The organism is Rhizobium sp. TBD182, assembly GCF_001950375.1.
Taxonomy (GTDB): Bacteria; Pseudomonadota; Alphaproteobacteria; order Rhizobiales; family Rhizobiaceae; genus Agrobacterium; species Agrobacterium tumefaciens.
The window spans coordinates 1,207,176-1,228,045 of sequence record NZ_BDLN01000001.1 but is presented as its reverse complement, the minus strand read 5'-3'; the positions used below and the strand labels follow the sequence as shown (position 1 = coordinate 1,228,045).

Sequence of the window (20,870 nt, the reverse complement as noted above, 5' to 3'; positions counted from 1 at the left end):
GGCAAAGCTTGGCGAGGCCTATGTGCAGGGCGAGGTGGCGGATGTGAAGGCAGCGCTTGAAGGCGCGCGTGACATCGTGGCGGAAACCATGACGGAAAACGCCGATCTTCTTGGACGCCTGCGCGACTATATGCGCCAGAACGCCATTTTCCGCGCCAAGGTGGTCGACGGCAAGCAGGCGGCAGGCGAAAAATTCTCCGATTATTTCGATCATTTCGAGCGCTGGGCGACAGTGCCGGGACACCGCGCGCTGGCCATGCTGCGCGGCTGGAACGAGGAGATTCTGACGCTGACCATCGATGTCGATGCGGATGATCCCTCTCCGGTCAAACCCGCGCAGCGTACCGTCGCGGCCGCCTTCGATATCCGCAATGCCGGCCCCGCCGATCAATGGTTGATGGAAGTGGCAGGCTGGACCTGGCGTGTGAAGCTCTCCATGTCGCTTTCGCTCGATCTCATGCGCGAATTGCGCGAACGTGCGGAAGAAGAGGCGATCAATGTTTTCGCCCGCAATCTCAAGGATTTACTGCTGGCCGCACCGGCGGGCTCACGCGCCACCATGGGGCTCGATCCGGGCATCCGCACCGGCGTCAAGGTGGCCGTGGTGGATGGCACCGGCAAGCTGCTCGACACCACGACGGTCTATCCCTTCCAGCCGAGGAACGACGTGCGCGGCGCGCAGGCGGAACTCGCCATGCTCATCCGCAAGCACAATGTCGAGCTGATCGCCATCGGCAACGGCACGGGCAGCCGTGAGACGGAAAAGCTGGTCGCCGATCTGCTGACACAGATGCCGGCTTCGGCTTCCGGCGCAAAGCCCACCAAGGTCATCGTTTCGGAGGCGGGCGCATCGGTCTATTCCGCGTCGGAACGGGCGGCGGCGGAATTCCCCAATCTCGACGTGTCCCTGCGTGGCGCGGTGTCCATCGCCCGCCGCCTTCAGGACCCGCTGGCCGAACTGGTGAAGATCGAGCCGAAATCCATCGGCGTCGGGCAGTATCAGCACGATGTCGATCAGGGCCGTCTCAGCCGTTCACTCGACGCGGTCGTGGAAGATGCGGTGAATGCCGTCGGTGTCGATCTCAATACCGCCTCCTCGCCGCTTCTGGCGCGGGTTTCCGGCCTCGGTGCTTCGATTGCCGATGCCATCGTCGCACACCGCGACCAGACCGGGCCCTTTGCCAGCCGCAAGGAGCTGTTGAAGGTGCCGCGCCTTGGCCAGCGCACCTTCGAGCAATGCGCCGGCTTTCTGCGTATTCCCAACGGCAAGGAACCGCTGGATTCGTCCTCCGTGCACCCCGAAGCCTATGGCGTTGCGAAAAAGATCGTTGCCGCCTGCGGTCGCGACCTGCGCACGCTGATGGGTGACAGCGCCACGCTGAAGGGGCTTGATCCGAAGCGCTTCATCGACGAGCAATTCGGCCTGCCCACCGTCAAGGACATCATCGCCGAACTGGAAAAGCCCGGCCGAGACCCGCGCCCAAGCTTCAAGACGGCGACCTTTGCTGACGGCGTGGACGAGATCACCGATCTGAAACCGGGCATGTTGCTGGAAGGTACCGTCACCAATGTCGCCGCCTTCGGCGCTTTCGTGGATATCGGTGTGCATCAGGACGGGCTCGTGCATGTCTCGCAGCTGGCCGACCGTTTCGTGAAAGACCCGCATGAGGTCGTGAAAGCGGGTGATGTCGTCAAGGTCCGTGTCGTGGAAGTGGATGTGAAGCGCAAGCGTATTGCCCTCACCATGCGCAAGGACGGCGGCGAGGCGGCACCCCAGCCAATGCGCGAAAAGGGCAATGCGGGCGCCATGCGCCACGCGAATTCCAAACCGCAGGGACACAACGAAGGGTCGCAATCCGGTGGTGCTCTTGCTGCGGCTATGGCCGAAGCGATGAAGCGACGCTGACCTCCGGTTGAAATAATTTCTATGGAAAAGCCCTGCCGGAAACCCCGGTGGGGCTTTTTGCTTGATGAAATCGTTCAATTTTTTTGAAATAAGACTATCTTGAAACTTGTGCCGAAAGGAATACGGTCAGAAAAATTGATAAGTGAGACTTAGCAATTGGGGGTGCCATGGCGTCGTCTCTGCATGTTCTTCTCGAAAAGATAATCAAGAACGGTAATCTTGTCGTCAATAGCCCGGGTGGTAGCCGTACATTTGGTAACGGTACCGGAACAAGGGTGGTTCTGAATTTCACCGACGAAGCTGCCATGCAGGAGATCGCTGCCGATCCTGCGCTGAAACTCGCCGAAATTTATATGGAAGGCCGTATGCAGGTCGTCGAGGGCGACATCTACGACTTTCTGGCGCTGGTTAAAAGCAACACGCTAAGCGAGGCGCTGTCCTTCGGCATGGTGTGGCGTGGTATGGCCCGCATCATCGCCGCCCGCATCAGGATGCATCTGCCGGTAAACCACAACAAGAGCAACGTCGCCCATCACTATGATCTGAGCGCCAAGCTGTTCGACATCTTCCTTGATGAGGACTGGCAATATTCCTGCGCCTATTTCAATCCGCCGGGCATCAGCCTTTATGAGGCGCAGGTCGCCAAGAAGCGGCACATCGCCGCCAAGCTGATGACGGAGCCGGGCCAGAGCGTACTGGAGATCGGATCCGGCTGGGGCGGCATGGCGATGTATATTGCCGAAAGTGCAGGTGCCGATGTGACCGGCATCACGCTCAGCGAGGAGCAACTGCGCGTTTCCCGCGACCGTGCAGCAAAACGTGGGCTTGCCGGCAATGTTCGTTTCGAATTGCAGGACTACCGTTACCTGCCTGCCTCGAAGAAATTCGACCGTATCGTCTCGGTCGGCATGTTCGAACATGTCGGGCCGACCCATTACCGCGATTATTTCGACAAGGTGGCGGAGGTTCTGGACGACAAGGGCGTAATGGTGCTGCATTCCATCGGCCAGCCCAGTCCGGCACTGGCGACCAATCCCTTCATCGAAAAATATATTTTCCCCGGTGGTTACATCCCCTCGCTTGCCGAGGTGCTGCCGGCCATCCAGAAGTCTGGGCTGCTGGTGAAGGATATCGAAATCCTGCCCATGCATTATGCGCATACGCTGCGGCACTGGCGCGAACGTTTCGTGGCGCGCAAGGCAGAGGCGGTAGCACTTTATGACGAACGTTTCTTCCGCATGTGGGAATTTTATCTGGCGGGGTCCGAAATGGCCTTTACCCACGAAAATTTTCATATTTTCCAGATCCAGCTCGCCAAGGATCGCGACGCCGTTCCGCATAATCGCGATTACATTGCCCGCAACGAGGAAAAGCTGGTGGAGTTCGAAAAGACGCGGCCGCCGCTTGAGAAGGTTATGTTCTAAGGCTTGCGCCTTCTCCGCCGTATGCCGGACCTGATCCGGCCTCCAGTCAGCCCAAGTCCTCGGGCTGAAAGAAGGCTTCCTGCCGCGCAGACGCGCGACTGCTGAATTCCGGCTCAGGGCCGGAATGACGGAAGAGCTAATCGCCGCCTTCTCGCGCTGGTTAATGGAATGGAAACGGAATCCCTCTAATTCTACGCTTACCTGTTTGTATTGCGTTTCCTGGGGTTATTTTCATGTTCAAGCCATCAGCGGCCGTCGCCGCTTGTGTTTTATCGCTTTTTGCCGTCGGTAACGCCCATGCCGATGGCTGGTTTTCCGGCGACTGGTATTTGAAGCTCGGCGGTTCGGGTTTTTCTGCGCCGAAATATCAGGGCGACAACAAGAACGAATTCGGCTTTTCGCCCATCATTTCTCTCGGCCGTCAGGGTCAGGGCGCGCGTTTCACCTCGCGCAACGACAGCGCCTCGATCTCGCTGCTGGACAATGGCCCGATCAGCATGGGTCTTGCGGGAAAGCTGGTGTCTCCGCGTGACCAGAAGGATTCGGCCGATCTGAAAGGCATGACCCGCATCAAGCGCGGCGGCGAGCTTGGCGGTTTCGCCGAGGCTTATCCCACCGACTGGCTGCGTATTCGCGGCGAAGCCCGTCAGGGCATCCGCAGCCATAGCGGCGTGGTCGCCGACCTCTCGGCCGACGTCTTCACCGATATCGCCCCCGGTATCCAGATTTCCGCCGGTCCGCGCGCCACATGGGTCAGCAGCAAATACAATGAACGCTATTACGGCGTAAGCGCCGCGCAGACAGCAGCCGGCGCGCCATCGCCCTACAGCCCCGGCGGCGGCCTGCATTCCGCCGGCGTCGGCGCCGCCATCACCTGGAAGGTCACGGAAGCCGCTGAAGTTGGTTCCTTCGCCGAATATCGCCGCCTGACGGGCGATGCCGCCGACAGCTCGTTGGTGCGTGAGCGCGGCTCCAAGAACCAGTTCGTCGTCGGCGTCCAGGCAAGCTACAAATTCGGCTTCACGCTGCCCTGAGGCGAGGCGAATATGCCCACCCCAAGCCCCGCCGCGAAAGCGTTGCGGGGCTTTTTTGTGTCTGCGGCCAAGTGCTGAAATCGATTCCGATTCGCCTGCCGATGCTGTAGAACCATCCCCATGGTTCACCACAGCGATTTGTCAGACCGCGTCTCCGACGCACCATCCAACAACTGGGTCTATCGGATTTTGCCGAGACCCCTCTGGCCCTATGCGCAGCTGGCAAGATGGGACCGCCCCATCGGCTGGCAATTGCTGATGTGGCCGTGTTTCTGGTCCGCAGCACTCGCGGCCAATGCCGCGGTAGCAAGCGGCGGTTTTTCCTGGGGCACGCTGATCTGGCATCTGGCGCTGTTTTTCATCGGATCGGTGGCGATGCGCGGCGCGGGCTGCACCTATAACGATCTTGCGGACCACAAGATCGACATGGCCGTTGCGCGCACGCGCTCGCGGCCGCTGCCATCTGGTCGCGTGAGCAGGGCGCAGGCGAAGGTCTTCATCGTGTTGCAGGCGCTCGCCGGACTCGTGGTGCTGTTGCAGTTCAACGGATTTGCGATTGCCACCGGCATATTCTCGCTGGTCTTCGTGGCAATCTATCCCTTCGCCAAGCGCTTCACCAACTGGCCGCAATTTTTTCTCGGCCTTGCCTTTTCCTGGGGTGCGCTGATGGGCTGGGCCGGGCAGTTCGGGTCCATCGCCTGGCCGGCTGTCCTGCTTTATGTCGGCTCCATCGCCTGGACGATCGGTTATGATACAATCTACGCCCATCAGGACAAGGAAGACGACACGGCTGTGGGCATCGGTTCAACTGCGCTGCTGTTTGGAGACAACACACATCGCTGGCTGGTTTTTCTTTATGGCACAGCCCTTGTCATGATCGCCCTGTCCTTCTGGGGAGCGGGCGTTAACCTGATCGCCTATAGCGGCCTTGCCGCCGCCGCCATCATGCTTTTCCGGCAGGTCTGGGTGCTCGATATCGACGACGTGGCGCAATGCCTTGTGCTGTTTAAATCCAACAACCGCGTCGGCGTGCTGATTTTCGCCGGTCTCATTCTGCCGCTTCTGTTGGCGTGAGGTTGTTGAAAGGTAGATGCAAAAAAGCCCGGCCGCGATATCCGCGCCGGGCTTTTTATTGTTTTGTCTGAAGATTATCAGCTGCGAGCGATGATTTCCTTGCCCTCGATCTTCATGCTCATGCCGAGAGAACCGGTGGAGCGGCGCACGAGGAAGCGCGGGCGACGATCCGCGAAATAGGAGTGCCGGCGACGGGGGCGGCTGTTCTTGGTGCGCACCTTGCCGAGATGTTCTTCCAGCGGACGGGCGACGCCATCGGCCTCCACCATCAGCATCGGAATGCGGTAGGCTTCCGACCAGCTGCGCCAGTCGGCGGCGATATCGCAAAGATCATGGGCGACGAGAAGTGGAACGCAAAGTTCCGGATCGTCGTGGTGAAGCTCCAGCGTCACCGTCACCTGTCCATCACCATGGTCGATGGCGCGGGCGGCAACGCCCTTGAAAGCGCGGGCTGGCAGGGCGAAGGACAAAGGCAGGCCGGAAGAGGACAGGACCTTTCGCAGAACGGCGCCCCGTTCATCGAGCGTGACGGCAACATCGGTTGCGCCATTGCCCCTGCCATAGGTGACCTGTTGCGGAAAACGTGCCGGGTCGAGTCTGAGTGTGGCGACGGCCCAGTCGGGCTTCAGAACGGTCTTGGTCATGTTTATTCTACCCTTGTTTTACCTGAGAGCCGGTTTCCGGTCTTCTCATCGGGACTTTTCGTCCTCTGATGTCAGGAGAATATCCGCCGCATGTTCGAGACTGCTTAAAAATCGCGGTTAAGAAAACTTTGCATTCCCAAATGGTTAGCAAAACCCACCGTGGCATGGTTTCGCTGAGGTAAAGCCGATTGAGACAATGCGATTTTTCTCAGTCCCGAAACTGTGCTCTTTCAAGCTCCGGGCAAGGCGCGTCATGCACAGTCGCGCCAAGGCCTGCCGTGCGTCCGGATGGAGGTGCGGTGGGCGAATTCAAAACCGGGGCCGGCCGTATCCAGCGTGATGCGCGGTGCTCCAGGGGGCATTCGCATGGTATCGACTTTTCTGAGCTACGACCTCATCAACCGCGATATGAAGGCAAGCATTTCACGCGTGTCGCAGCAGGGGATCGTCGAGCGGCAGACGAAATATTACAAGGAAAACATCGGCAATGTAAAAAGCGTCGACGAGTTCCTCAATAACTACCAGCTCTATTCCTATGCCATGGATGCCTTCGGTCTCGGCGAGATGACCTATGCCAAGGCCTTCATGAAGAAGGTGCTGGAAAGCGACCTGAACGACCAGAACAGCTTTGCCAACAAGCTGACCGATGAACGTTATCGCGAATTTGCCGCATCCTTCAACTTCACGCAGTCCACCACCACGGTGCAGACGGAGGCGCAGCTCGACAAGATGATCGGGCTTTACGACACCTCGATCACCAACCTCGATGACAGCCTGTCCGAAGAAACCCGTTATTATAAGGCGATCATCGGAACGGTCACGAACGTCGCCCAGCTGCTTCAGAACGATAGAACCCGCGCCTACATCTTCGAGGTCTTCAGCATTGATGAGAAGACCTACAGCTATTCCCACATCAAAGGATTGATGACGAGCGATATCGATGACCCGAACAGCTATCTGAACCAGAAGTTCGGCGCGGCCTATTCCGCTGCCGTGGAAAAGCTTACGACCAAGGGCAATATCGAGTTGCATGGGGATGTGACGGATCGGATAAAGGCCATCGATACCGCGCTGGCTGATACCACGCTGACCGCCGAACAGCGAACCGCCCTTGAAACAGAGAAAACCACCCGGCAGGATCAGCTCACCCAGCTTGAAGCCGTGCTGCCGCCGAAGGACCAGTGGGCGGCGACCCTTGCCTCCATCACGGCGGAGCAGACCCAGCTCTCGAATACCGTCTCGCAATATAATACGATGGCGCAGATGGCCCAGGCTTTCGAATTTGCCAATGACGGTACCGTTGCGGCCGGTCAGGCGCAGACGGCCGACAACGTCAAGATCCTGACCCAGGCCTATGTCGGCAGTGCCCCGCGTGTGACCCCGACCGTTGCCACCTTGAACAGGGATTATTTCGAATCGAAGATCGGTTCGATCAAGACCGTCGATGAGTTAATGGCAGACCCGCGTCTGGTGAATTACATCAAGGTCGCATTCGACCTGAATGACTTGACCATAGTCAATGCGACGATCGAGAACATTTTGACCAGCGATCTCAGCGATCCCAACAACTATATCGCCAAGTTCGGCAATGGCGACAAACGTTACATCGCATTGCGTGAAGCGTTCAATTTCAAGGCGGATGGAACGCTGCCGGACGGTACGGCACCACAGACGACGACCCAGACCGTTACCACGACCAACGGGTACATGAACCATTATAACGACAAGGACGAAGCCGCTGACGAAAACGCTTTGAAGCTGTTCAAGAGCGATATTGCCAACGTCAAATCCGTTGCGGACTTCCTGGAAAGCAGCGCGGTTTACACCTATGCGCTCAAGGCGGTCGGCCTCGATCCGACGAAGGTGAATATTGCGGACGTTCGTAGAGCCTTGACCAGCGACCTGCTGGACAAGAAGAGCTACGTTTATGCGCTGAAAGACGACCGTTACGTCAAACTCGCGGAACTCTTCAACTTCAAGTCTGACGGATCGCCAGGCTCTCCGGTTCTTGCGCAGTCCGAACTTGAAATTCAGAGCATGTCGGTCGACTACATCAAGAAGAAATCAGCCTTCGGAACAGACCAGGAAAAGGAAGCCGCCAAGAAGGAGGCGGAATTTTTCCGTTCGGAGCTACAGAAGGTCAAGACGCTCAAGGATTTTCTGGGGAATGATCGCCTGACGAAATTCGCGATGGAATCGCTTGGCATCGACCCGACGAAGGTCACCAAGGACCAGCTGCAAAAAATGTTCACGTCCAATCTGGATGACAAGGACAGCTATCTCAACAAGGAGATGGACCCGGCTTTTCGCCGTCTCGTCACCGCGTTCAATTTCGACACGGACGGTAATATACTGCGCGAGGATCGAAGCTCCATCCAGACTCGTCGCGGCCTCTACGAGACGCTGGACAATTATCTGACGCAGACGCTGGAGACGCAGGCAGGTGAAGAAAATGCGGGCGTGCGTCTGGCGCTCTATTTCAAGCGAATGGCGGCGGGAACAACGTCCTATTACTCCATTCTTGCCGACACCGCGATCCAGAACTTCATCACGACCACCTTTGGCATTCCCGATGAACTCGGCAATGCCGGGGTCGATACGCAGGTGGCGATGATGAAGAAATATTTCGACATCGAGGACTTTCAGGACCCCGATAAGGTCAAGAAGCTGATCGCCCGTTTTACCATCATGTACGACGACAAGCAGAACACCACCAACCCGATCATGATGCTGTTCAACGGCAGCGGCTCGGTGGGCATCAGCGGCGACACGCTGCTGGCTGTCGCATCGCTGCGTGCACGGTAGGCTTGAACGCGAAGACGGACGATGGAAAAGCCTAGCTTACCCGGTTAAGGCGTCTCACACGCCCGCATTTGCGCGCCCATTCACCAGCCCGGCAGCATGTGCCCGGCGCGCAGGCGCGGCATCTTCGGGTAGGTCTTCACATCGTTATCCAGCTCATCGGCGACGTTCATCGGAGAGATGTTGTCGAGGCAGGCGGTGATGTGGTCTGTAATGGCGTTCACCAGCGAGGGCGACAGGCCCGGCCGTTTCATCAGGCCGATCTGGACCGGCGGCAGCGGTGGGAAACCGTCCGAGGCGGTCAAAACCTTCATGCCGGTACGCAGCGCCGATTCCGGCAGCACGGAAACCGCCATGCCTGCCAGCACGGCGGCGGCAACCACGGTGGAAGACCAGCTGGTGAACAGCACCTGATAATCCCGCCCGTCGGCATCGAGCGCCGAGCAGGCAAGTTGGCGCCAGTGACAGTCGCGCCGGCCGACAGCCAGCGGCACTGGCGCATCATCCTTCAGCGGATGGTTCGCGGAGGTGACCCAGCAGAGCGGCTCGGTGCGCACGACATCGGAGGAGCGGGCGCGGGGATTGTGGGTGACGAGTGCTATATCCAGCTCGCCGCGCGCCATTTTTTCGGCAAGGCTCACCGAAGGTTCGCAGACGATGTAAAGCTCGACATTCGGATGCGTCTTGGCGAAACGCCCGATGATCTCTGGCATGTAGCGGTCGGCATAGTCGTCCGGGGTGCCGATACGCAACGTGCCCTCGAGCCTGTTGTCATCGAAGGCCGCAATCGCCTCGTTGTTAAGGCGAATGATGCGGCGGGCATAATTCATCAGTTTCTCGCCCTCGGCCGTCAGGCGGTTGCCGCGCCCGTCCTTTGCAAAGAGCTGTTTGCCGATCCGCTCCTCAAGCCGCCGCATCTGCATGGATACGGCGGATTGCGTCTTGAAAACGCGCTCAGCGGCCTTGGTAAAGCTGCCGGTATCGACAATGGCGATGAAGGTGTGCAGCTGGTCTATGTCGAGAGGTGCGGACATTGATACTCATCCATCAGAATGATTGATGTCTCACATTAGAAACATTCGTTGGACTGATCAATAGTCTTGCGACATTTTGACACCCAGCAAATCAATCTCAACCCCGGGGCGGGCACATCGTCAGGCCCCCAACCCAAGGCAGCTTCCCGCGCACGGTGCGTCGGGAGCGGTGCCGCATCGTGCCGTTACGGAAGGATCATTGTTATGCGCACGGCAGAACGGAAAATGGAACTGGAATTCGCAACCGGCCAGCAGAGCGACACCCTGCGTCGCATCGCTTTCGGCGTTGCTTCCACCGTGAAAACGTTTGTGCAGCGCATCTACAATCGTATCGTCGCAAATGGTCTCACGGAGCTTGACGATCGCCTGCTCGCCGATATCGGGCTGGCGCGCTCGGATGTGACCAACGCGCTCAATACCGGCTTGCTCGAAGATCCGACCGCCCATCTGACCCGCGCCGCGCGCACGCGCTCAGTCACGCGGTTCAAGACGCTCTAGGCTTGTGTTCGTGCAATTCCGGCGTACCTCCAGACGCCGGGATTGCTTGCGAACCGATAAGGTTTTCCCCGCAGGGTGATTTGCCAATAACCCTGCCTTTGCCTGGTGTCAGGCCCCTCGGCCGCACCGGGTTTTTTTATGGCAACGCCTTGCCTGTCTTGCGCATTGTCCGGACGTAAAGCCGCTGCGCAGTTTCAGCGGAATGTTTTAATACTGATATTCATCGAATACTGGCAGCACCGATCCACCCCAGCGGCCGTTATAGAGCGCAAGCAGATCTTCGGCGAGCGTGGTCTTCTTGGCGAGAACCTCGTCCAGCGAGGATAGGAACACGGTTTCGTCCTGGCCTTCGCCGTTCAGCCGGTTGCGGTTCTTGAGGCCGGTGCGGGAAATGTCGAGCACCTCGCGGGCGAAACCGAGAAGCGGCTTGCCAGCGATCTCCGCGGCCAGCCCCTTGGCCGGCACGGTATTGCGAAGGGCGATGACCTCATCGAAACTCCAGCCGGCTGTCAGCGCATCGGCTGCGTCAAGCGCTTCCTGATTATAGAGAAGGCCGACCCAGAAAGCGGGCAGGGCACAGATGCGTCTCCATGGGCCGCCATCGGCACCACGCATTTCCAGAAAGCGCTTCAGGCGCACATCGGGGAACAGCGTGGAGAGATGGTTCGTCCAGTCACCCATGGTCGGTTCCCATTCAGCGATTTCACCCTTTAACGCCCCGTTCATGAACTGGCGGAAGGTGACATGGGTGCAATCGTGATACTTGCCGTCGCGCACGATGAAATACATCGGCACATCCAGCGCCCATTCGACATAATCCTTGAAGCCGAAATCGTCATTGAAGGTAAAGGGCAGCACGCCGGAGCGGCGATTGTCGGTATCGCGCCAGATATCGCCACGCCAGGAAAGCAGGCCGTTCGGCTTGCCTTCGGTAAAGGGCGAGGATGCAAACAGTGCGGTTGCCAGCGACTGGAGCTTCATGGAAACGCGCATCTTCTGGCGCATATCCGCTTCGGAAGAGAAGTCGAGGTTAACCTGAATGGTGCAGGTACGGTACATCATGTCGAGACCCTTGGTCCCGACCTTCGGCATGTAGCGCGTCATGATCGCGTAGCGCGATTTCGGCATGCGCGGTGTTTCGTCATAGCTCCACAGCGGGCTGCCACCAATGCCGAGAAAACGGATGCCCATCGGCTCCGCCACTTCGCGCAGGGTCGCCAGATGCTGGTTGGATTCCTTGCAGGTCTGATGCAGGTTCTCGAGCGGGGCACCTGACAGTTCGAACTGGCCGCCCGGCTCGATCGATATGGCGCCCATGCCGTGCTGTTCGCCAAGTCCGATGATGTTTTCACCATCCATGATCGGCTCCCAGCCGAGCTTTTCCTGCATGCCCTTCAGCAGAGCGGAAATGCTGGCCTCGCCGAAATAGGGAACCGGCCGGTTGCCCTCGCGGAAAAAGGCGAATTTCTCGTGCTCGGTGCCAATGCGGAAGTCGGCTTCAGCTCTGCAACCGCCGGCCAGATAATCTGTAAGCTCCGTGACGGAGGAGAGGGGTGTCTGGTCGGTCGTATCGCGTGCCATGGCTTACCTTGTTATGACGTCTCTGTTGCGGCGAGGCATATGTGTGGCAGATAGAGCCGGATCGTATCCGGAGGCAAATGAATTTCTTTTAAAGATGCATGAAGCGCAATGGTTCAGCGCATGTCGCGTAAAACTGTGCAGCGGTTTTGCGATAAAGACATGTGCCAGATAGGTCAATTCCAGTCGCCGATCGATGCCTGAATGACCGCAAGTGCTGCGACCGCAGCCGTATCGGCCCTGAGGATACGCGGCCCGAGCGGAATGGGGGTGACGAAGGCAAGGCTGCGCAGCAACTCTCTTTCCTCTTCGGAAAACCCGCCTTCCGGGCCGACCAGAAGAGCGATTTTGCGTTCCTTGATGGATTGCAGGACAGGCAGCGGATTTTGGCCCGCGTCGCCCTCGTCGCAATAGATGATCCGTCGATCCTGGGGCCAGGTCTCGAGCATGTCTTTCAGTTTCACCGGCTCGGCCACGTCAGGCAACGACAGGATGCCGCATTGCTCGGCGGCCTCGATGGCATTGGCGCGCAGCTTTTCGGTATTGTGGATCTTGCCCTGCACATGCTGGGTCATCACCGGCTGCAAAAGACCGGCCCCCATTTCGACCGCCTTCTGCACCAGATAATCCATGCGTCCGACTTTCAGCGGCGCAAACAGGTAGTGCAGATCTGATGCCGGCGGCTGGGGCCGTGTCTGTTCCAGAGGGATGAGGGTGATCTTCTTGCGGCTCGGAAAGGAGAGCCTCGCCTTCCATTCCCCGTCGCGACCGTTGAACAGCAGGATTTCCGCGCCATCGGTCATGCGCAGCACATTGGCGAGATAATTGAACTGTTCGGTCGTTGCTTCCTGCGCCGCGCCCGCAACAAGCGGGGTTTCGACGAACAGGCGTTGCATCCGGAAATTTGCTCGCATGGGACTTTTCTGTTTCAGCGTCAGAGAAAGAGGAAGGACATAAGCCAATATAACAGTGCTGCAAGCGTAGCACTTGCGGGAACGGTTACCAGCCAGGCGGCGATGATGGTCATGAAGTGGGATCGCCGGACGAGATAACGGCGGCGTATCTCGGAAGGATTGTCCAGATATCGATCGGCCCGGCGGATTTGACTGGTGCCGGCCTGGACGAGTTCCTGCCGCCGTCGAGACGCCTGCGTGTACCATTCGCGGAAGAAGCCGACGCCGAACACGGCGCCGATCGCCGTATGGGTGGTGCTGACCGGCAGGCCGAAGCGTGAGGCGACGAGAACCGTCAGAGCCGTAGCCACGGAAACGCAGAAAGCGCGCATCGGGTTGAGCTTGGTGATCTGTTCACCGACAAGGCGGATGAGGCGCGGGCCATAGAGAAGAATACCGCAGGAAAGCCCGAATGCGCCGACCAGCATCACCCAGAGCGGCGCGCGGGCGGACGTCTCCACTGCCTCGTCGTGCAGTGCCCGCACGATTGCCACCACCGGGCCGATGGCGTTCGAAACGTCATTTGCCCCATGCGCGAAGGACATGAGGCCAGCCGCAAGAACGAGCGGCCACTGGAACAGGGTTCGAAGCGACTGGTTGCGGTTTTCCAATCCCACCGATTGTTTGCGGATGATCGGCACGCACAGCCGCCAGGCGACGAGGCCGGTCAAAAGCCCGATGCCGCTTGCATGGCCAAGCGAGACATGCACGATCTGCCTCAGCCCCACCCAGATGAGATAAGCGGTGAAGACCCCGGTCATGATGCCGATCAGAACAGGAACCCAACGCTTCGCGGCGTCGATCTTGTCCTCCCGGTAGATGATGAATTCCTTGATGAAGGCAAGGAGGGCGATGGCGATGGCCGCGCTTATAAAGGGCGCTAGAACCCAGGCAAAGGCGATGCTGCCAAGCGACAGCCAGTCGACTGCCCGGATGCCATAGGCCGCCATTCCAGCCCCCGCAACGCCGCCAACCACCGTATGGGTGGTGGAAATCGGCGCTTTCGTCCAGGTCGAGATATTGACGAGAAGACCGGCGGCGAGAAGGGCCGACAACATAGCCCAGGAAAACACGGTGCGGTCGGGAATGGTCTGGATGTTGATGATGCCGCTGGAAATGGTCTCGACGACGTTGCCGCCGGTGATCAAGGCACCCGCGATCTCGCAGATGGCGGCGATGATGAGTGCCGCTGCAAGCGGCATCGCCTTGGCGCCGACCGCCGGGCCGACATTGTTTGTCACATCGTTCGCGCCGATGTTGATTGCCATATAGGCGCCGATGGCAACGGCTGCGATGATGATGACGGCGCCCGCCGTACCCGTGACGAAGGCGCCGGCAAATATCGCCGCCAGAACAACGAACATCACCCCCGCACCAAGGCCGGCAAGCTGCTGCGTGACGTGCAGCGTCGCCTCTTCGACACGGGTGATCTTCTCGAGATCCTTGTCGAGCGTCGGCTTCATGTTCGGTGGCGGCTTTATTGCCATTCAGACCTCGTTCGCCAGCATTCCCATTCGTCCGGCAATGTCGCGGGCTGAAGGCAATTTACAGAAAGACTGTTACATCTCGCACATCTTTCCAAAATGAAAGACAGTAAAAGCCATGTTGGAAAAACAAACTGCAGATTGCCACTATTCGGGCGTGGACGCTATTTCGAAAGCGCCATCCGCTTGTCGAAAGTGAGCATGAGCGCTTTCAGTTCCGGCTCGTTAACCCGTTTGGCGGCCTCTTCGGGAGTGACCCATTCAAGTCGTCTGGAATCCTTCTCGGGAAAGCTGTCCTGCAGCTCCGCCACTTCGAGCAGATGTACCTGAACCTTGCACAGCACATTGATGCCGCTGTTCAGCTTTTTCTCATACTCATAAAAGCCGAAGGGGGCCTTATCCACCCTGCCTTTGACACCGGCTTCCTCGTAGGCTTCCTGTTCGGCAACGGCATGCGCCTTCTTGTTGGCCATGGGCCAGCCTTTGGGAATGACCCAGCGCCCCGTATCCCTGCTTGTCAGCAACAGGACTTCCGGCTCATGATGTTTTTTGGACGATCGATAGCACAGCGCTGCATATTGCTGTCGCGGCGGTCTGCGCAACATCAAGCCTACATCTGTCGCCAATCGATTCAAAATCTTCAATCCGTGTGGATCCTTCTTCGCCTGTTAGTCATAACTGCTAATATAGATATCCTTTATGTCCCGCCAATCCCCTCTCACGCATAACCCACGATTGTCTTCATGCCGTTGAAGATCGTAGGCAGCAGGGTATGTGGCAGGGGTGCGAACGAAGGCTTTGCCCGGTACGTAACCGTCAGCGACCGATCGCGGAAATACTGCATTTTTTCTGTTTTACGCTATTCAGAACGCAAAACCGCTATGAATTATTGCCGGAACTGCGTTGGCCAGTGTGCAATCCCCAATTCTGGAGACCTTCGATCACACCGTCAGCTTCGGTCGCGCGCGAGAGGAAAAAACGGCTGTCATGGTTCGCCAGCGAAAGAAGCTCCGGCAAGGCATTGCCAACGATCACACCGCGAATACCATTCAACTCGAACATCGCCCGATCGTTGCCAGTATCGCCCGCAACCACTGATTCGTCGAGACCAATGTGCAGTTGTCCACATAACCACGCCAATGCCGCACCCTTGTCTGCGGCCTTGGGTAATATGTCGAGGTCGCGGTTGCTGGAATAGACGATCCGGGCATCGATATCCGCCGCAACGAGTGTGGCTTCGATATCACTGAGCGTCTTCTCATCCGCACCATGCAAGAACCAGCTGGATTTGAGGCCATGCTGATAGCGTTCCGCCTGCATGGTCACACCCGGCAGGCCGGCCATGACATCGGCGATCTTTTGCCGGTCGAAACCCGTACCGAGCGAATGCATATAGGCGCTTTCAAGCTCGCCCCGCTCTCTTGCGTGCAGCATGGTGCCGACCCCGCCGATAATGTAGTCGGGCCTCGGCAAAGGGACGTCTTCCAAGAGGGCGAGCTGGTCATCGACCAGCCTGCCGCTATTGAAGACCAAAACCGGGCGAAGATCGTCCGGCAGCGAATACCAGAAATCGCGGAACCGGCGTGTAGCGGCGTTATCGCCGACGACGGTTCCGTCGAGATCGGTGGAAAACAGGCGAAGCGGTTTCAATCGCCGTCGTTCCATGGCTCTGCCCAATCGGATTCTTCCAGAACCGGCATCAGCGGCCTGCCCTCCACCAGCGCCAGCAATTGCTGCGCGATTCCCGTCCAGGTGAAAAGGCTGCGCGCCTTGTGGGCCCCCATGCGGGAAAGCCGCCCATACAGCCGCTCGTGCTTGAACGGCTTCATCATGGTGATGCCGAGGTCTTCCTTATCGAAAGGATCGGCAAACAGCGCGTGGCGGCCGTAGCTGACGGCGCGGAACAGCCCGCCGTGGATGGTTACCACGGTCGGAGTTCCGCTCGCCATCGCCTCGATTGCGGTCATGCCGAATGGCTCGTAACGGCTCGACAGAACGAAAAGATCGGCTGCCCGGTAGATATCAGGCAAATCCTCGTCCTCGACATAGCCGGAAAACGCCACCTTGTCCTCCAGCCCGAGCGATTTGACCCGCTCTTTCAGCTGATTGAGAATGGTGGTCTCCTGCTCGTCCATATTCTCGCCGCCGACGGCCAGATGAAGGCGGGCTTCCGGTTCGCGCGCCGCAAGAACCGAGAAGCCGTCGATCAAAAGGTCGTAACCCTTGTTGGTGGCAAGGCGTCCAAGCGCCAGCACCACCTTGCCCTCGAAACCGAAACGCTGCCGGATCATTTTTCGCGTCGCATCCGAGACGGGGAAGAATCGGTTGTCGTCATAACCCGGCGGGATCATGTGGATGTGCTTGCGCTTCAGACCGTAATCTTCGATCAGGACGTCGAGTTGCACCGGCGTCGTCGCAATCACCATGTCGCAACTGCGATAGATGATGAGTTCGTGCTGGATACGTTCCTTGAAATTGAACTCAAGTTCGAAGGTATCGGCCTTTTCCGGGTAATCGGTTTCCATCTGGCGTTTTTTCCAGAGGCCGAGCGAATGCGGCGTGTGCAGATGCGGGACTTTCAGCGCCTCGGAAAGCCGCTGCCCGGCAACGCCCGCATCCCAGTAGTGGCTGTTGATGAAAGAGTAGTTGAGGTTGTTTTTCTTGATGAAGCGCAACGCGTTTTCGCACCATTCCATCAGGTGGCGGTGCAGATATTCCTTGGGAATGAAATCGCGCCCGCCGCAGGGAATGCGCACCACACGGACGCGCTCGTCAACCTCGTCGAATTCCGGCTGGTCTTCGAAGCGGCGGGTATAGAGATCAACGGTGTAACCGAGCTGGCCGAGTTTGCGTGCAAGCTCAAGCACATAAACCACTTGTCCCCCGGTGTCCGCTGCGCCGAGTGGCGGGTGCGCGGCGACATAGCCATGCGTCGATATGAGAGCTATCCTTGGATAGCGTTCAGTTTCGCTCGTGGTCGTCATGGGTCCCATCTTGGTAAATTTTTCCAATTAACCCCAGAAAAAGACCAAAGAGGACAAAAGGTTCCATAAAATCTGAAGAAAAGCGATGCCGCATTTCGTCTGAAGCTGTTTTCAGGCGTTGCGCTGCTGTTGTCGCAGGCGTGAAATCCGGTCCCATTCCCTTGCCTGATGCGCCTTTGATGTGGTGTCCACGATGAAATCGATATGGGTTTCCGCCGCAGCCCTTGCCCCTGCCGCATTACCGCCCGCAATGGCCTCGTGGATGGCGATATGCTGTCTCAGCACTTCGTCATGCGCACCTGCGACACTGAATATGAGATGGCGGTTATAGAAGATGTCGTCGCTCAGGAGCCGGTAGCAGGACCGCAATGTGTGCATCAGCACGATATTATGTGCCGCCTCGCCGATGGCGTTGTGAAATTCCACATCGCTTGCAAGTTCTTCTTCGAAGCGGCCAGCCTCATGCGCCTCCCGCATTTTTTCGACGATAGCCGCAAGGTTGCGCCTGTCCGGTTCCGTCGCCCGCTGTGCCGCAAGTTCGGCGGTCATGCCTTCGATATATCGGCGATACTCTAGAAAATCCCGCGTGGCGCGGCTGTGGCGTGTGATCAGCGCGCTCAAGGGATCGGAAAAGACCGGACCGACAATATCGGCCACATAAGTCCCACCGCCGTGCCGGCTGGTGAGAAGGCCGCGCGTTTCGAGTTCCTTCAGCGCTTCCCGCAGGATTGGCCGCGAGACATCGAGCTTCTGCGCCAGTTCACGCTCGCCGGGCAGCCGGTCGCCATCCCGCAATATGCCGTCGAGGATGAGCTCCTCGAAACGTAAGATCACCTCCTGCGATGTGCGGCTGTGCTCTATTCGGGCGAACAGTGTTTCGTCCATCGCAACATTCTCCGGCGAAGTCCCGCCCCGTATTCGATGGGGCAAATTATCAGCGAAGCATCGCACTGGTCAAATATTCTGTCCAGTTCTGCCGTAAGCTCTGCGCCATGCCTGCGGCAACACGGCACCTGCCTTTTTAAACTGGCTTTTGTTAAAGCACCCGCACAGGGTGGTAATGGCGGGTTTTCTCCGTCAGGTGCATCAAAACAATTACATCTGCTTCGATTGCGGTGTCGTCATCGCGATGGATGTTCTAGAAAACCGGCGAAACAGGCGGGGACGATATCGCTATGGCCAAGGGTAGATTTGCTTTCGCAAGCGCGCCGGAAAGATCGCTGGCTCTCGGCGAGGTTCATGCGCGGCCGACCGTGCTTCTTGCGCCGTCGCGCATCATCGTCCAGCTTGCCTTCATGATGGATGGCGGTTCTGCCGTGCATCACTCGGTCATTGCGGAAATGTCGCGCAGCCGGGGTGTCGCGCCGCCGGAACTCGATGCCCGCCACCATGCCATGCCCTGGGGGCAGGGTACGCTGCGCTGGGAGCGGCATACCGAATTCTCGACATGGTTCTGGGATGGCCCCGCGCCGGAAAAATTCGGCGGCGATATTGTCGGCGATCCGTTCGGCGACGGTTTTTCACCACCCGGCTCCCTGATATCAGGCATACGGCTGGAAATCCGTCCAGAGGGCGCAACGGCCCCCAATGCGGAGACCATGTTCGAGCCGACGAGCCTCTGTTACAGCGACGTGCGCGACGGGCAGGCGGCGATCCTCACCGATTTCCGTCAGGATCGCGACGGGTTGACGCAGATATTGGTGATCGACCGTGGCTTGAGCGATTACAGCCGCGGTGCGCTGGTGCAGCGGCTGCTGGATATCGAGACCTATCGCACGCTCGCCATGCTCGGACTGCCGATGGCGCAGACGCTGTCGCCGGAAATCCGTCGCATCGAAGATGGCCTGACGGGAATCACCCAGCGCATGAAAAACGGCGCGCGCGACGAGGCCGATGCGCTGCTGGCGGAGATGACCCGGCTTGCGGCGGAACTGGAAGCCAATGCCGCGCTCAGCCTCTATCGTTTTGGCGCCAGCCGCGCCTATGACGGCATCGTGCGTGAACGTATTCGCGCGCTTGCGGAAACGCCGGTTCAGGGGCACGAGACCATGGGCAGCTTTCTGGAAAGGCGTCTGGCGCCCGCCATGCGCACCTGCCAGTCGGTCGAGGAGCGGCAGGCCAACCTGTCGCGCAAGCTCTATCGCGCCACGGCACTCGTCAGAAGCTGGATCGACGTGGAACTGGAACGGCAGAACACGGTGCTCCTGAACACCATGAACAAGCGCGCCGCCATGCAGCTTCGCCTGCAGCAGACGGTGGAAGGCCTGTCGGTCGCCGCCATCTCCTATTACGTCGTCGGATTGATCGGTTATCTCACCAAGGCGATCAGCCACGACGTGCTGCCGGTTGATCCAGCCGTGGTCACCGGCCTTTCCGTTCCCTTGGCCGTCTTTGGCGTCTGGTGGGTGGTGCGCCGAATTCGCCGCTCCCATGTCGAGGGCGGGCACTGAATACCGGCGTCAATCATGCTCCCAATAGGGTGAGGGGCCGTAAAGTCCGGCGAGATAGTCGATGAACAGCCGCACCTTCGCGGGCAGGAACTGGCGGCTTGGATAGACCGCCGACAGCGTGACGTTTCGCGATCCCTCATAGCTGGGTAGAACCTGCACCAGTCGGCCGGCGCGCAATTCGTGGCCGATATCCCAGGTGGAGCGCAACGCAATTCCCAGTCCCGATATCACCGCCTCGCGGATCACTTCGCTGGAATTGGTGACCAGCATGCCTTCCGGGCGGATGCTGAGCGCCCCGCCCGGTCCTTCCAATCGCCAGATATCGTTATTGTGGGCCGGCAGGCAGCGGTGCTTCTTAAGGTCCTCGATCGTCGCCGGCATGCCGTGGGCAGTGACATATTCCGCCGAGGCGCATAGCACGCGGCGCACCGGCGCCAGCCGGCGGGCGACGAGGCTGGAGGAATTGAGATCGGCGATGCGGATCGCCAGATCGTAACCACCTTCGATAATATCGATGAATTCGTCGCTGAGCACCAGATTGACCGACAGGTCCGGGTGGCGCTCCATGAACGTCTTCAGATGCGGCGCAATATGCATGCGACCGAAGGAGGTGGGAGCTGAGATTTTCAGCGTGCCGTTGACGGTGTTGGCGCGCCCAGACACGAAATCCTCGGCATCCTCCAGCCCTTCCAGCACGGCAAGTACCCGTTCGTAAAAGCCCTGGCCCGCTTCGGTCAGTGAGATCTGCCTTGTCGTGCGCTGGAACAGCCGTGCGCCGAGCTTTTCTTCCAGCCGCTTGATACGCTTGGAAATAACAGCGGGCGAATAACCAAGCTCCTTGGCGGCAAGCGACATGCTGCCGGAGGCGGCAACGGTTGCGAAGACCTCCAGATCGCCCAGATTTGTCACAGTTGCCTCCCGACTATTTCCAGAACGGAAAAAATCCTTAGCATTTGATTGCGCTCCTTCAAAGTGGTAAAGAAACAATACCACTTGGCAAGACGT

The 20,870-nt window shown here is 58.7% G+C and carries 16 protein-coding genes and 1 pseudogene; 7 read left to right on the top strand and 10 right to left on the bottom strand.

The genetic code is table 11. The features are described from left to right. From T18_RS06195 to ubiA, 4 genes and pseudogenes are all read left to right on the top strand, one after another. Positions 1–1,781, top strand: a pseudogene (locus T18_RS06195) (Tex family protein); the annotation flags it as partial. A 292-nt stretch (positions 1,782–2,073) separates the two neighbouring features. After that, positions 2,074–3,330 (top strand): SAM-dependent methyltransferase, encoded by a 1,257-nt coding sequence (locus tag T18_RS06190; RefSeq protein WP_038489921.1) that lies wholly within the window; start codon positions 2,074–2,076, stop codon positions 3,328–3,330. Positions 3,331–3,563: 233 nt separating this feature from the next. Then, positions 3,564–4,364 carry a MipA/OmpV family protein gene (locus T18_RS06185; RefSeq protein ID WP_003515199.1) on the top strand — a complete coding sequence of 267 codons (801 nt, stop codon included), beginning with the start codon at positions 3,564–3,566 and terminating at the stop codon, positions 4,362–4,364. Positions 4,365–4,484: 120 nt separating this feature from the next. Next, the gene (ubiA, locus tag T18_RS06180; RefSeq protein ID WP_003515201.1) at positions 4,485–5,438 is read left to right on the top strand and encodes a 4-hydroxybenzoate octaprenyltransferase; all 954 of its coding nucleotides are present in this window, start codon (positions 4,485–4,487) and stop codon (positions 5,436–5,438) included. A gap of 77 nt (positions 5,439–5,515) precedes the next feature. Here ubiA and T18_RS06175 read toward each other — a convergent pair whose 3' ends face one another. Then, on the bottom strand, positions 5,516–6,082 hold the full coding sequence (locus T18_RS06175; protein WP_003515202.1) for a DUF6101 family protein: 567 nt from the start codon (positions 6,080–6,082) through the stop codon (positions 5,516–5,518). A 366-nt stretch (positions 6,083–6,448) separates the two neighbouring features. Here T18_RS06175 and T18_RS06170 point away from each other — a divergent pair, with 366 nt between their 5' ends. Beyond that, on the top strand, positions 6,449–8,887 hold the full coding sequence (locus T18_RS06170; protein WP_038492691.1) for a DUF1217 domain-containing protein: 2,439 nt from the start codon (positions 6,449–6,451) through the stop codon (positions 8,885–8,887). Between the two features lie 80 nt (positions 8,888–8,967). On the opposite strand, the gene T18_RS06165 is transcribed toward T18_RS06170, so the two are convergent. Further along, positions 8,968–9,918, bottom strand: coding sequence for a LysR substrate-binding domain-containing protein (locus T18_RS06165; protein WP_003515204.1), 951 nt, complete (start codon positions 9,916–9,918; stop codon positions 8,968–8,970). A 204-nt stretch (positions 9,919–10,122) separates the two neighbouring features. On the opposite strand from T18_RS06165, the gene T18_RS06160 reads away from it, so the two are divergent. Further along, on the top strand, positions 10,123–10,416 hold the full coding sequence (locus T18_RS06160; RefSeq protein WP_003515205.1) for a DUF1127 domain-containing protein: 294 nt from the start codon (positions 10,123–10,125) through the stop codon (positions 10,414–10,416). A gap of 207 nt (positions 10,417–10,623) precedes the next feature. Here the strand turns inward: T18_RS06160 and T18_RS06155 are convergent, their stop codons facing one another. From T18_RS06155 to T18_RS06125, 7 genes are all read right to left on the bottom strand, one after another. Beyond that, complete coding sequence (locus tag T18_RS06155; RefSeq protein WP_038489924.1) at positions 10,624–11,997, bottom strand: glutamate--cysteine ligase; 1,374 nt, start codon at positions 11,995–11,997, stop codon at positions 10,624–10,626. A gap of 173 nt (positions 11,998–12,170) precedes the next feature. After that, on the bottom strand, positions 12,171–12,908 hold the full coding sequence (locus tag T18_RS06150; RefSeq protein WP_038489928.1) for a 16S rRNA (uracil(1498)-N(3))-methyltransferase: 738 nt from the start codon (positions 12,906–12,908) through the stop codon (positions 12,171–12,173). A 20-nt stretch (positions 12,909–12,928) separates the two neighbouring features. Beyond that, positions 12,929–14,434: an inorganic phosphate transporter gene (locus T18_RS06145; protein WP_025592560.1), complete on the bottom strand. Its 1,506-nt coding sequence runs from the start codon at positions 14,432–14,434 to the stop codon at positions 12,929–12,931. A 161-nt stretch (positions 14,435–14,595) separates the two neighbouring features. After that, the gene (locus T18_RS06140) at positions 14,596–15,036 is read right to left on the bottom strand and encodes an NUDIX hydrolase (protein WP_013635535.1); all 441 of its coding nucleotides are present in this window, start codon (positions 15,034–15,036) and stop codon (positions 14,596–14,598) included. A 274-nt stretch (positions 15,037–15,310) separates the two neighbouring features. Continuing rightward, positions 15,311–16,081, bottom strand: a complete 771-nt coding sequence (locus T18_RS06135) for an HAD-IIB family hydrolase (protein WP_038489931.1) — start codon at positions 16,079–16,081, stop codon at positions 15,311–15,313. Continuing rightward, complete coding sequence (locus T18_RS06130) at positions 16,078–17,424, bottom strand: glycosyltransferase family 4 protein (protein ID WP_162163071.1); 1,347 nt, start codon at positions 17,422–17,424, stop codon at positions 16,078–16,080. Before T18_RS06130 ends, T18_RS06135 begins: the two co-directional genes overlap by 4 nt. 102 nt (positions 17,425–17,526) lie before the next feature. Further along, the gene (locus T18_RS06125; protein ID WP_004432249.1) at positions 17,527–18,300 is read right to left on the bottom strand and encodes a FadR/GntR family transcriptional regulator; all 774 of its coding nucleotides are present in this window, start codon (positions 18,298–18,300) and stop codon (positions 17,527–17,529) included. A 290-nt stretch (positions 18,301–18,590) separates the two neighbouring features. Here T18_RS06125 and T18_RS06120 point away from each other — a divergent pair, with 290 nt between their 5' ends. Then, positions 18,591–19,865 carry a DUF3422 family protein gene (locus T18_RS06120; protein ID WP_038489941.1) on the top strand — a complete coding sequence of 425 codons (1,275 nt, stop codon included), beginning with the start codon at positions 18,591–18,593 and terminating at the stop codon, positions 19,863–19,865. Positions 19,866–19,874: 9 nt separating this feature from the next. On the opposite strand, the gene T18_RS06115 is transcribed toward T18_RS06120, so the two are convergent. After that, a complete protein-coding gene (locus T18_RS06115) occupies positions 19,875–20,774 on the bottom strand; it encodes a LysR family transcriptional regulator (RefSeq protein WP_004432244.1) in 900 nt (299 codons plus the stop codon). Between the last annotated feature and the right edge of the window lie 96 nt (positions 20,775–20,870).

Coding starts and splice junctions, on each gene's coding strand:
- T18_RS06190 (WP_038489921.1), top strand. CDS start 2,074: ATGGCGTCGTCTCTGCATGTTCTTCTCGAAAAGATAATCAAGAACGGT.
- T18_RS06185 (WP_003515199.1), top strand. CDS start 3,564: ATGTTCAAGCCATCAGCGGCCGTCGCCGCTTGTGTTTTATCGCTTTTT.
- ubiA (WP_003515201.1), top strand. CDS start 4,485: ATGGTTCACCACAGCGATTTGTCAGACCGCGTCTCCGACGCACCATCC.
- T18_RS06175 (WP_003515202.1), bottom strand. CDS start 6,082: ATGACCAAGACCGTTCTGAAGCCCGACTGGGCCGTCGCCACACTCAGA.
- T18_RS06170 (WP_038492691.1), top strand. CDS start 6,449: ATGGTATCGACTTTTCTGAGCTACGACCTCATCAACCGCGATATGAAG.
- T18_RS06165 (WP_003515204.1), bottom strand. CDS start 9,918: ATGTCCGCACCTCTCGACATAGACCAGCTGCACACCTTCATCGCCATT.
- T18_RS06160 (WP_003515205.1), top strand. CDS start 10,123: ATGCGCACGGCAGAACGGAAAATGGAACTGGAATTCGCAACCGGCCAG.
- T18_RS06155 (WP_038489924.1), bottom strand. CDS start 11,997: ATGGCACGCGATACGACCGACCAGACACCCCTCTCCTCCGTCACGGAG.
- T18_RS06150 (WP_038489928.1), bottom strand. CDS start 12,908: ATGCGAGCAAATTTCCGGATGCAACGCCTGTTCGTCGAAACCCCGCTT.
- T18_RS06145 (WP_025592560.1), bottom strand. CDS start 14,434: ATGGCAATAAAGCCGCCACCGAACATGAAGCCGACGCTCGACAAGGAT.
- T18_RS06140 (WP_013635535.1), bottom strand. CDS start 15,036: ATGTTGCGCAGACCGCCGCGACAGCAATATGCAGCGCTGTGCTATCGA.
- T18_RS06130 (WP_162163071.1), bottom strand. CDS start 17,424: ATGGGACCCATGACGACCACGAGCGAAACTGAACGCTATCCAAGGATA.
- T18_RS06125 (WP_004432249.1), bottom strand. CDS start 18,300: ATGGACGAAACACTGTTCGCCCGAATAGAGCACAGCCGCACATCGCAG.
- T18_RS06120 (WP_038489941.1), top strand. CDS start 18,591: ATGGCCAAGGGTAGATTTGCTTTCGCAAGCGCGCCGGAAAGATCGCTG.